Annotated in this window: 9 protein-coding genes and 1 pseudogene; all 10 read right to left on the bottom strand. The window is 53.2% G+C overall.

Features of this window, described 5'->3' with window-relative positions; all coding sequences use genetic code 11:
• Positions 1 to 1,131: 1,131 nt before the first annotated feature.
• Positions 1,132 to 1,896: a 5-oxoprolinase subunit PpxA gene (pxpA, locus tag J3482_RS10900; protein ID WP_146824506.1), complete on the bottom strand. Its 765-nt coding sequence runs from the start codon at positions 1,894 to 1,896 to the stop codon at positions 1,132 to 1,134.
• A 9-nt stretch (positions 1,897 to 1,905) separates the two neighbouring features.
• On the bottom strand, positions 1,906 to 2,910 hold the full coding sequence (locus J3482_RS10895; RefSeq protein WP_021296557.1) for a 5-oxoprolinase subunit C family protein: 1,005 nt from the start codon (positions 2,908 to 2,910) through the stop codon (positions 1,906 to 1,908).
• The gene (gene pxpB, locus J3482_RS10890) at positions 2,907 to 3,611 is read right to left on the bottom strand and encodes a 5-oxoprolinase subunit PxpB (protein ID WP_031218653.1); all 705 of its coding nucleotides are present in this window, start codon (positions 3,609 to 3,611) and stop codon (positions 2,907 to 2,909) included. Before pxpB ends, J3482_RS10895 begins: the two co-directional genes overlap by 4 nt.
• 298 nt (positions 3,612 to 3,909) lie before the next feature.
• Positions 3,910 to 4,758, bottom strand: coding sequence for an SDR family oxidoreductase (locus J3482_RS10885; protein WP_146824507.1), 849 nt, complete (start codon positions 4,756 to 4,758; stop codon positions 3,910 to 3,912).
• Positions 4,755 to 5,828 (bottom strand): mannonate dehydratase, encoded by a 1,074-nt coding sequence (gene uxuA / locus J3482_RS10880; protein WP_146824508.1) that lies wholly within the window; start codon positions 5,826 to 5,828, stop codon positions 4,755 to 4,757. Before uxuA ends, J3482_RS10885 begins: the two co-directional genes overlap by 4 nt.
• 4 nt (positions 5,829 to 5,832) lie before the next feature.
• Positions 5,833 to 6,477 (bottom strand): bifunctional 2-keto-4-hydroxyglutarate aldolase/2-keto-3-deoxy-6-phosphogluconate aldolase, encoded by a 645-nt coding sequence (locus J3482_RS10875; protein ID WP_146824509.1) that lies wholly within the window; start codon positions 6,475 to 6,477, stop codon positions 5,833 to 5,835.
• 23 nt (positions 6,478 to 6,500) lie between these two features.
• Complete coding sequence (locus tag J3482_RS10870; RefSeq protein ID WP_146824510.1) at positions 6,501 to 7,454, bottom strand: sugar kinase; 954 nt, start codon at positions 7,452 to 7,454, stop codon at positions 6,501 to 6,503.
• Between the two features lie 246 nt (positions 7,455 to 7,700).
• A pseudogene (locus J3482_RS10865) lies at positions 7,701 to 9,140 on the bottom strand (sugar porter family MFS transporter); the annotation flags it as partial.
• A gap of 289 nt (positions 9,141 to 9,429) precedes the next feature.
• Complete coding sequence (locus tag J3482_RS10860) at positions 9,430 to 10,425, bottom strand: Gfo/Idh/MocA family protein (protein ID WP_223204287.1); 996 nt, start codon at positions 10,423 to 10,425, stop codon at positions 9,430 to 9,432.
• A 26-nt stretch (positions 10,426 to 10,451) separates the two neighbouring features.
• Positions 10,452 to 11,321 (bottom strand): sugar phosphate isomerase/epimerase family protein, encoded by an 870-nt coding sequence (locus J3482_RS10855; protein ID WP_146824513.1) that lies wholly within the window; start codon positions 11,319 to 11,321, stop codon positions 10,452 to 10,454.
• Positions 11,322 to 11,351: the final 30 nt, after the last annotated feature.

The raw sequence follows: 11,351 nt of genomic DNA, 5'->3' as shown, positions 1-11,351 counted from the left end.
GCACCTGTTCGACCAACTTCGCGACACCCCCATCCTGCAGAAAGAGGTCTTTCAAAGAATCGTCATTCAGGGTAATCTGGTATTGAGCCATTTTCGTTTTCCTCCTGGTAATGTGGTTTTCTCCAATCTCACATTCTACCAAAGAGGGGCGGATGGCTCATATTTTATGCCCCGGGGTGCCATCCCTTTTTACACAGTATATTGGACTCTACTGAATTGGCTCAAAAAAATAAAAAGTCGCACCAATTTAACAAGAGTAAATACAAAAATCATGATATTTTATAAATAATGGAATCAAAAGCAAGTGTATGATGTGCGCGGCTCCCTGGATTTTATCAGCGTTCTCGTTGAATTTCTTACACGGGCTGTCATGGAGTATCAACGAACTAACAAGCCTTGGAGGCAGAGAAACGACTTAAGCACCGAACACAGGATATGAGTATGCGATATAAATACATTTAATCAATAAAAATACATCATTTCTATTCGTAAAGGCTCGTGGAATAGTGGAGGCCACATTAAATATGCAGCCGATATACGCTCGAAACTAGGAATTAGGCTAGGAGAAATATCAAATCCGGCACATCCAATGAAGCCCGTGTGATTGGGCTATGTCATAACCGGTCGTTTGACATAGGATCAACACGGAGCCAGAACAACTGGACACACCAGGATATTTTCAAATGTAAAGGAACAAAACGAAGTCCGATCATATATTCCTTTAGGGGAATATCCAGCTTCAACAGGGCTGCGGCACAATGCGCGAAGTTCATCCCATCATACATCGGTGCGCCGTATGTCTCCATACAGAATCCGAAAAACCGAGATAATATCAAGCCTTCGTCATTGCGCGAAACGACCTTATTTTTAAGCCCACTTCAGGTTCGCGCGAGCATAACCCATCAATCGTTCAAATCCATGTTCCCCAATGTCCATCTCACAAGTTGTCGAATCTGGCCGCCGCCTCATGGCTACGCGTATCTCAAGCGTCACTCGCCATAGCCCCAACCTAGGGCCGAAGTCGCGCGGAAAACCAAAAGCAAGCGACAAAATATCAAACGCGTGATACCCGGGAAAATCCCCAACACCGTATCACGCGTTTGATGTTCCTGCATGTACAAAAACCACATCTTACTTTTTGCCGATGGCGACCACTTCAATGCCGTTGCGTGTCAATTCCGAGCGAATTTCATTGGCGAATGCCAGTGCATGCGCGCCGTCTCCATGAATACACACCGTATCAGCCTGAATGGATACATCTACCCCTTGTTGCGACAAAACCTTGCCTTCTTGCACCATGCGCACGACCTGCGCAACCGACTGCTTCGTGTCCAGAATCAACGCGTCCGCTTGTCGGCGCGGGGTGAGCGTGCCATCCTGCTGATACGTTCTATCCGCGAAAACTTCGCTCGCCGTACGCAACCCGATTTGCTGTCCAGCCTTAATCAACTCGCTACCGGATAGCCCGTAGAGAATCAGTTCCGGATTGACGTCGTAGACGGCTTTCGCAATCGCTTCTGCCAGCGCATAGTTGACAGAAGCCATGTTGTAGAGCGCACCGTGCGCCTTGACGTGCTGCACTGTGCCGCCCTGGGCTTTGACGAATCCGTAGAGTGCACCGATTTGATAAACGACCATGTCGTACGCTTCCTCTGGGCTAATTGCCATGTTTCTGCGCCCGAACCCGACGAGGTCCGGCAAGCCCGGATGCGCGCCAATCGCCACACCTTTTTCCAGGGCCAACGCGACTGTCTTGCGCATGGATGCCGGATCCCCTCCGTGAAATCCGCACGCCACGTTGGCAGACGTCACGAAATCTAAAATTTCAGCGTCCGTTCCAAGCTTATACACACCAAAACTTTCTCCCATGTCGCAGTTGATATCGAGACGAAACATCATCAATCCCTACCTTTCGGATAAATGTTTAAGCGAAGCCTTCAAACGATTGATATTCTGGTGCTGTTCTCGGAGCCAGCGCTGAGCCTGATCCAACGTGACCAGTTCAAAACCGACCCTTTGCCCTGGGCGGACCTGGGCGATGATGGGGAGATCAGCTTGAATCACTTGCGCGATTTTCGGATAGCCCCCTATCGTCTGCCTATCTGCAAGAAGAATGATTGGGTTTCCGTCCGACGGGACCTGCACGGTCCCCGCCGTGACTGCCTCGGAAATCAGTTCCACCTGCTCTGTCAACTCAAGTGACGGTCCAGACAAGCGGTATCCCATCCTATCCGATCTCGACGACACCTCAAACCGCTCCCCCAACAACACCTTGCGCGACGCCTCTGTGAAATCCTCAAATTGTCCGCCTGGAATCACGCGGAGGACTGGATTGCCCTGATACCTCGGCAGCATGTCTTTGCTGACAGACCAGTTTGGGTAGGCAAATCGCGATTCGCGAGCCATCACCGATAAAGTGCCTTTAGCAATCAGGGGGCGTTCGACGGCATCGCCCATCTGTAAGACGTCGCCTTGTCGCAGTGCACGGCCTTCGTATCCTCCAATGGCAGCCTTCAGATATGTACTCGCGCTGTTCATCACCATCGGGACGCGAAAACCACCTTCGACGGCCAAGTAGGCTCGGCAGCCATCCGTCGTCGACTTGAAAGTTAGCGTACTGCCCGCGCGGACGTATACAGGACGCCATGTCGGAACAACTCTGTCGTCAATCATCCCCGTCATGCCAAAGCCCGTGATAGCAATGAGGCAATCTTCCTCGAATAAAAGCGAAGGGCCAAGTAGCGTCATCTCGAGCGCCGCCGTATTTTCGCGGTTGCCGACGAGTACATTAGCAACTTTCAGAGCAAATGCGTCCATGGCGCCACTGACAATCACGCCATACTTTTGAAAGCCGAATCGGCCCAAATCTTGAATTGTCGTCAGCATTCCGGAATGTAGGACCCTAATCAATTTCTTGAAAACTCCTCTAACATGAGCTGATATTCATCCTCTGTAATGGCGTAAAAACGCACATGGTCCCCGGCGCGAAGCAAGGTTGGCGGGTGCTCTTTCGGCCGAAACAACGCCAAGGGCGTGCGACCAATCAGGCGCCAACCGCCTGGCGTCTCAATTGGGTAGACGCCCGTTTGTGCGCCAGCGATGCCAACGGTCCCTGGAGGAATCGCCAAACGGGGCGACGGGAGCCTGGGCGTGGCAATTTTCTCACTCATCCCCCCGATATACGGAAACCCTGGAGCAAATCCAATCATATAAACGAGATAATCCGCTCCAGTATGAATCGCGATGACCTCATCGGGCGTCAAGTGGTTGTGACGAGCGACCGCTTCGAGATCAGGACCAAATTCGCCGCCATAGCACACCGGAATCTCTACCGTCTTCGAAGATTCGTCCGTCCCGGTCACAATTTGGTCTTCCAAACCTTTGAATTGCGCAATCACTTCGTCATACGTGATTTGCATCACGTCGTAAAACGCAGTCACCGTCGTGAACGACGGAACACATTCCACCATCCCGGGAAACGGGTGATCTTCAAGATACGAAACGAGTGCCATCACCGTTCGATGGTTCGCGATGTTGATCTCGCTGCCAACGCGGATGACGACGGCCGCATCACCAAGCGGATAAAAATCCAACAGTTTGCACCCCTCCATCGATTTCAGCGACAAAATAGCGAATTTCCTTTCGCGATTGAATAGGTACCATGGCAATGCGAGCGAGCGAACGAGCAATCTACCATATTAAATTTATTATATTACTAACTCGAATAATATTCTGTATTCATTTGCAGCAAATGATCCGCTCGCAATCAAATGACGCTGGCTGTCATCCGCCAAAACGCCTAGCGCACAGTCTGCCTGACCAACAAAAGCGGGATTCGCCACGCCATCGCAGCGAATCCCGTCTATCTGTGCAATCTGTACCGACGACCCGACGAGCCACCCGACGCACTCACACGCCAGAGTACGCCATGAAGCCTCCGTCTACGGGAATGGTAATGCCTGTCACGAAGCCGGACATATTCTCATCAACCAGCCACAGCAGGGTTCCAAGTAGGTCAACAGGTTTGCCAAAGCGCCGCATAGGCGTGTGCGAGATAATTTTGTGCGAGCGTTCCGTCAGCGACCCATCTTCGTTGGTCAGCAGTTTCTCATTCTGCTTGGTCAGGAAGAATCCCGGTGCGATGGCGTTCACGCGAATGCCCGATTCCGCCAGATGCACCGCCAGCCACTTCGTAAAGTTCTCAATGGCCGCCTTGGCCGCACTATAAGCAGGAACCTTCGTCATCGGACTCGGGGCGCTCATCGACGACATGTTGATAATCGTCGTACCCGCTCGGTTCACCATCATCTTCGCGAACACTTGCGTCGGAATGAGAGAACCTAAGAAATTCAGGCGGAAGACGAAGTCGATGCCGTCGGTGGCGAGATCGAAAAAGGAAGTCACCTCCGGGTTATCGAGATCTTCTTGCCGAAAGATTTCGTTGGTCGTCGTGCCTTTTGGGTGATTGCCGCCTGCGCCGTTGATGAGAATATCGCACGGCCCAAGTTCCTTGCGGACGACTTCCTCTGCCCGGCGCACGCTGTCGACATCCAGTACGTCGCACGCGACAGCAATCGCCTCGCCGCCCGCCTCGCGAATTTCGCGCGCGACGCGTTCCCCCGTCTCAGCCGTGCGATTTAACACGGCCACTTTGGCACCCTGTCGGCCCAATTCCACGGCCATGGCGCCACACAGCACACCGCTCCCGCCTGTGACGACCGCAACTTTTCCGCGCAAATTTGGATTGATTGGAATCATGCCTGCTCCCCCTTCGCGCGCTCCAGCGAGTCCCAGATGCCCCACAGGTACATAATCCCGAAGGCCCTATCATACAATCCGTAGCCTGGTCGACACTGTTCACCCCACAGTTGACGGCCGTGGTCCGGGCGGACGTAGCCCGTGTAACCTTTGTCGTGATACGCCTTGACGATTCCGTAAATATCCAGCGACCCATCCTGCGTCCGATGCGACGTCTCGACAAAGTCGCCATTCTCGTAAATTTTCACGTTGCGAATGTGGGCGAACGGCACCCTGTCGGCAAATTCGTATACCATCGCTATCACGTCATTATCCGGATTCGCGCCCAATGCGCCACTGCACAAGGTCACGCCATTGGCTGGGCTGTCGACGAGCTGTAAGAAGCGGCGCAGATTGTCTTGGTTGGTGATGATGCGTGGGAGTCCGAAGACGGACCACGGCGGATCATCCGGGTGAATGGCCATTGTAATGCCACTCCGCTGTGCCACTGGGATAATCTCTTGGAGAAAATACTCGAGATTCCGCCACAGATCTTCCTCTGTGACCCCTTTGTACAATTCAAAGAGGCGGGAAAGGTCTTGAAGACGCTCGGGTTCCCAGCCAGGCATTGTCAAAGCGGAATTGCGGGTGATTTTTTCGACGAGTTCCATCGGATCGATATTCTCCAACTTGGCCTTCTCGTAGAATAACGCGGTTGAGCCATCCTCGTTCTTCCGGTTCAAATCTGTGCGCACCCAATCGAACACCGGCATGAAATTGTAGCAGATAACCTTCACGCCCACTTGCCCGAGCTTTTCAATCGTACGCTTGTAGTTTTCAATGTACTTGTCTCTCGTCGGCAGGCCGAGTTTGATGTCCTCGTGCACATTGACGCTCTCGACGACTTCCGTGTGAAATCCGTAGCGATTTGCAGCGTCGACCACCGCGCGAATCTTATCCATCGGCCACTCTTCGCCGGCCGGAACATCGTGCAGCGCCCAGACAACGCCCTCAACCCCTGGTATTTGCCGAATCTGGTCAAGTGTGACCGTATCGTTGCCTTCGCCGTACCACCGAAACACCATTCTCATCTGCTCATCCCGCCCTGTAGTCGTTCACGATTTGGACAACCCGCCGTGCGTACGCCGTGACGCTTTCCATGTTCCCCTCAGCCTTGGCCTGTTTAGACAAATCGCTGCCAATCCCGACAGCCAAAGCACCTGCCGCGAGCCATTCCCGCAGATTGTCCGCATTTACCCCGCCGGTCGGAATAAACTCCGCCTGGGGCAAGGGTCCCTTGAACGCCTTGATGGCACTTGGGCTAAATAGATTGGATGGGAACAACTTCACAATCCCACATCCGAGTTGCAAGGCCTCGATAGTTCCCTGGATGTTGGCGACCCCTGGAACCACCGGCACTTGATAGAGATGACAGAGACGCACCGTCTCCACGTCCAGTGCCGGACTCACCACAAATTCTGCGCCAGCCAGAATCGCCTGGCGGGCCGTCGTACTGTCGAGCACTGTTCCCGCGCCAATGACGGCTCGACCGTCGTACTTTTTACGCGCCCACGTGATGATCTCGATGGCCCCCGGCGTCGTCATCGTCACTTCCATCAGCGTCATGCCACCGGCAATCGCCGCGTCTATCACCGCCATCGCCGTCTCCTGCGCATTTTCGCGAATGACCGCAATGACACGCTCCTCGATGACTCTCTGAATCACTTGAATACTCCGCATGCCGTGCCCCCCCTATCTGCGCCTTAGCGCGCAATGGAACTGCTTTTCCCCAAAAACTGTTCAACTTCCTCCATCGTCGGCAACGCCTCGTAATCGCCGACGGCAGTCACGGCAAGGGCGCCAACCGCATTAGCCAACTCCGCGCACTTGGCAGGTTCCCACCCTTCGAGGTAACCCGTCAAAAAGCCGGCACAGAAGCCATCCCCCGCACCCACTGAGTCGATCTCGGTGACCTTGAATCCGGGAACCGTGATCCGATTCTCCGACGTCGCGTAGATACACCCGCTTGGACCCAGTTTCAGCACAATGGTGGGAATCCCCATATCCAAAAACCTATCAAGCACTTCATCTGAATCCGCCTCTGGCCGATTCAAGAGCAAACGCGCCTCGTCCAGCCCTGGAAAGAAAAAGTCTGCCTCGCGGGCCATTGGCAACAGCGTCGCCCGCGCTTCTTCCGCACTCCACAGTTTCAGGCGCAAGTTCGGGTCAAAGCTGATTCGTACCGAATTTCGTTTCGCAAGTGACATCGCATGCGTTACAACATCCCGGCAGGACGCGCTCAACGCCGGCGTGATACCTGTCAAATGCAGCAGTTTCGCCCCCCGAATCATGTCCTCGCGGACGTCATCCACTTGCAAGGTGGACGCTGCTGACCGCTCTCTGTAATAGTAGACTCGCGAGTCTTCATCGCGAATCCGTTCCTTGAACATGATGCCGGTGGGTGCGTCGGACAAACTGACATACCGGGTGTCCACCCGCTCAGCATTTAGTGTGTATAAGATCTCTTCCCCAAACGGATCTCGCCCCACTTTACTAATCCACGCGCTCTCGTGCCCCAACCGAGAGACGCCAATCGCGACGTTACTCTCCGCGCCGCCAATACTTTTGGATAATACTTGCGAGGATTTTAGCCGCCCACCGCCGTGAAACGGTTTGAGCAGGACCATTGTCTCACCGAGCGTAATGAGTTCTGCCATCGTTGTTCGCCTCCTAGTACAACCCCTTCGACAACACCCAGTCCCGGCCGTCGCAGCGCCCGCTGCCACATGCGAGCGCACTGCGGCGTCGGCTGTCTGTTATCCAGTACCGCCAATCCCTATTCTACTCCGAAAAGAAGGCGCTTACGATCACCCGCTCGCCATAACACATACTAGTATACCAGTCAGGTGTAGCCCTGGCAATTTACGCCTAGGGCCGCCCCGCCAATCCCGACTGCACACGGGTCAAACGGATTGCGATTCTCCCTTTTCCCCAGTCCAATCCCGCTGAATCTGCTCCAGTGACTTCCCTTTCGTCTCCGGCACAAAACGTAGCGTAAAGAGGAACATGATGATGCACATGAGTGCAAAGACCCAAAAGGTGATAGAGGCGCCAAGGTGGCTCATCATTACCGGGAAGAACTGCGTCACCAAGTAGGTTGCGCCCCAGAGCACGAACGAGCCGATTGCCATCGCCCGCCCACGAATACGCGTCGGGAAAATCTCGGATATGACAATCCACACGCCACCACCCCACGACAGCTCAAACGCGACCGTGTGGAGCAGGATAAATGCCAAGACCACGCCAATACTGACGGTCGCCGCTTCGAACGAGACCCCGAGGATGCTGAGAAAGATGGCCATCATGCTCGCGCCAATCAATAAGAGGCGGCGGCGTCCGACGCGATCGACCAACAACATGAGCACAATCGTGAATATCACCTTAATCGCGCCAATGAGTACGGTTTCAATCAAGGCCGCGTTATCACCTGCCCCCCCCTGTTTAAAGATAATTGGCGCGTAGTAGGCGACAGCACTGGTTCCGGTGAACTGCTGCATCGCGGCAAGCACGACCGCAACCAGCAACGCGACTCGAATTCCTCGCCGCATCAACTCGCGCCACAGGCCATTGACCTCGCTTTCCTCGCGAAGTGAAGTCGTGATCTGCGCGAGTTCTGCCTGCGCCACAACTGCCCCATTAATCTTCTCAAGCACAGCCAATGCGCGCGCCTCGTGCCCCTGTTTGAGCAAGTAACGCGGGCTCTCCGGAACCCAAAACAGCAAAATAAAGAAAATGATACCGGGAATCGCACCCACGCCAAACATCCAACGCCAGCCGTACGCTTGATCCCACGCGTGCGTGTGAATATTTGCAATGACGGCATTGACGATGTAGACAATGAAAATACCTAACACGACACCCAACTGATTGGTCCCAACGAGTCTACCGCGTATGCTCGCAGGGGAAATCTCAGAAATATATAGCGGCGATAGCATGGAGGCCACGCCAATTCCGATTCCACCGACAATCCGCGCAATCACCAACACGGCAACAGAGTTGGCTGCCGCTGCCCCCAAACTCGACGCCACAAACAATAACCCAGCAAGCAACAATACTGGCTTTCTCCCCAACCTGTCACTCAAAAACCCCGCAATCAACACACCGAGCATGGCCCCGAGCGGGATACTGGCCGATACAAATCCTTCAAGGCTAGAGTCCATGTGAAACTGTGTCTGCAGAAAGCCAATGGCCCCCGAAATCACCCCTTGGTCGTAACCAAACAGAAATCCACCAATGGCCGCTACCCCGGACACCAAACTCACAAAACGGGTGTTCGATGGCCGTGCGTATTCCGTCGAAATCTGCATAGACAATTCGTTCACCGTCCCATCTGCGACAAAATTCCTTGCATCGTTCGTCGGGCTATGGAATTCCTCTGCAGTTGGCGCAAGGGATCCAGAAAGCGGTTACAATTTGTACAAAAACACAACCGACAAAGCGCCCGATTTCAGTATACTTGTATACTATTATACTATATGCTGTCCGATTGTTCCATATGATTCTTCAGATAGCATAGAATGGGTGCTCGGCGTGTAGCGGTCGTATATTCTAGGGGGAAGTATATTCAGGAGCAAGCGAAACCATGCTATTCCGCCTGCTCCTTCTCCTCACTTCATAGGGTGTTCCAATAGATTATACTGTAAACGAAACAAATTGATTCGTCTCCGCACTTTGCCATGCAGCTTCCGTGAAACGGGCAACTTGGTACCCACATTCCGCCGGCGCTGCTGGGGAAGCGATGCGCCCGAAAACAAGATTGACAAAATCGGCATCCGGATTGCTCGAGGGCGGCAGAGCCTGTTCTGAAACGCGTTCGACAGGTCCATTCATCCCTTTTGAAACGAGAATCTCCCCGTTTCGGTACCATGCACATCCGTTCGTTCCATGAATAGAGACATCTTCCCACCAATTCACAGTCGCACTGCCAACCACATTGATTGTTCCCATCGCGCCACCCACAAAACGGATGGTCAATGCACTGTCAATGTCGACCTCTGTGCCTCGATTATCGATATTCGCCAGCACAGCCTCAGGTGTCAGACCCGTCAGCCACAATACGACATCTATCAAATGTGATCCTGAATCATTTAACTGGCCACCGCAGGAAAGCGACTTGTTTTGCCGCCAGGTCCCGCGCTGCGACTCAAGCCAGCTTTGCGCCTGGTAAGCGGTGATAAACCGAATCTCGCCAAGTTCTCCGCTTTGGATGAGGTTGCGAAGATAGATATACGGCCCTTGCAGATGCCGCTGATAACTGACGACAAGATGACGCCCCACAGCCTCTGCTTCCTGGATGATTTTTCGCGCGTTCTCACTACCCGCCACAAACGGCTTTTCCATCAACACGTGCAAACCTTTTTGCAGGCAAGCCATACCTTGGTCAAAGTGCTGGCTATGCGGCGTGACAATCACTGCTGCATCCGCTTGAACGGCGTCAAAGGCGTCTTCGATATTCGAAAACGAAGGTACGTCTTGCAACACGCGCGAGCGCGACCGCGCTCTTTTGATAGACTGCTCAGACGGATCCACCAATCCAACAATTTCAGCATTCTCGATTTCTAGAATGTTGCGAATATGCGCCTGCCCCATACCGCCTACGCCAATCATCAGGAATCGCACTTTATTCATCGTCATCGCCCCTCCATGTTTGCAAATTAAGAAAGATGTCCACTCAGATGCGCATAAGCCTTGCGAATTCCATTCAACTCATTGTCTAAAGTTCCAGAGTACCGCGCATCCTCCAACTCAATCGATACACAACCCTTGTAATCGATGCGTTGCAAGCGATATGCCACACGAGCCCAATCCACTTCGCCCGTGCCGGGAATACAATATCTCCATGACCCTTCTGAAAATGCGGGTGTCGCATCCAAACGGGCAGCCATGTTCCCATACAAGTACTGCTGTTCATGAAGCAGTTCCGTGTCTTTGCCGTGACAATGAACGATTCTTTCCGAAAACTCGTCAAAGACGCGAAGATAGTCAATGCCAAGGCGGATGAGATGTGACGGATCGAAACATAATCCCAAAGCACTCGACGGCACTGCACGGAACATGGCGCGCCACACTTCCGGAGTGTAGCCTAGCGTTGGGTAGTGCGGTCCGGGTCCAGGCCACCCTTCAATTGCTATCCGAACCCCGTTTTCCTCACATGTCTTCGCAATGTCCGGAAACGACTCCTCAAAATATTCAAGTGACGCGGCAATCGGCTGATACACATCCTCAGGCACAAGACAGACAAAAGCGGCCTTGCCGCCAAGGCGAGAAATTTGAGCAATCTGATAACAGACACTTTCTACAGCGCGCTTGCGCTTATCGCTGTCGCATGAAATCGTTTGGGCGACATCCTTTAAATCCACGGTTCCGATGGTCAATGCGTTACGACGGCAGACTTCAGCAATTTCCTCATTTATCTCCGGTAAATCAATCGCAATTAGTCCAATCGATTTCAACAATTCCGAAATACGCGGTATCCCCTCTACCCTCAATTTAGACGGAATTCTGGCGCCAATCGGTGTGTTCATGACATCGTCTCCCCTCATTCCAATGTTTGC

The sequence above is a fragment of the Alicyclobacillus suci genome, assembly GCF_017329615.1.
GTDB classification, from domain to species: domain Bacteria; phylum Bacillota; class Bacilli; order Alicyclobacillales; family Alicyclobacillaceae; genus Alicyclobacillus; species Alicyclobacillus suci.
Note: the sequence above shows the minus strand (reverse complement) of the source record. Positions and strands in the feature narration are given on the sequence as shown.

What these genes read in the sequence shown, in the direction of transcription:
- pxpA (WP_146824506.1), bottom strand. Translation starts at nt 1,896, where the DNA reads ATGTTTCGTCTCGATATCAACTGCGACATGGGAGAAAGTTTTGGTGTG.
- pxpB (WP_031218653.1), bottom strand. Translation starts at nt 3,611, where the DNA reads ATGGAGGGGTGCAAACTGTTGGATTTTTATCCGCTTGGTGATGCGGCC.
- J3482_RS10885 (WP_146824507.1), bottom strand. Translation starts at nt 4,758, where the DNA reads ATGATTCCAATCAATCCAAATTTGCGCGGAAAAGTTGCGGTCGTCACA.
- uxuA (WP_146824508.1), bottom strand. Translation starts at nt 5,828, where the DNA reads ATGAGAATGGTGTTTCGGTGGTACGGCGAAGGCAACGATACGGTCACA.
- J3482_RS10875 (WP_146824509.1), bottom strand. Translation starts at nt 6,477, where the DNA reads ATGCGGAGTATTCAAGTGATTCAGAGAGTCATCGAGGAGCGTGTCATT.
- J3482_RS10870 (WP_146824510.1), bottom strand. Translation starts at nt 7,454, where the DNA reads ATGGCAGAACTCATTACGCTCGGTGAGACAATGGTCCTGCTCAAACCG.
- J3482_RS10860 (WP_223204287.1), bottom strand. Translation starts at nt 10,425, where the DNA reads ATGAATAAAGTGCGATTCCTGATGATTGGCGTAGGCGGTATGGGGCAG.
- J3482_RS10855 (WP_146824513.1), bottom strand. Translation starts at nt 11,321, where the DNA reads ATGAACACACCGATTGGCGCCAGAATTCCGTCTAAATTGAGGGTAGAG.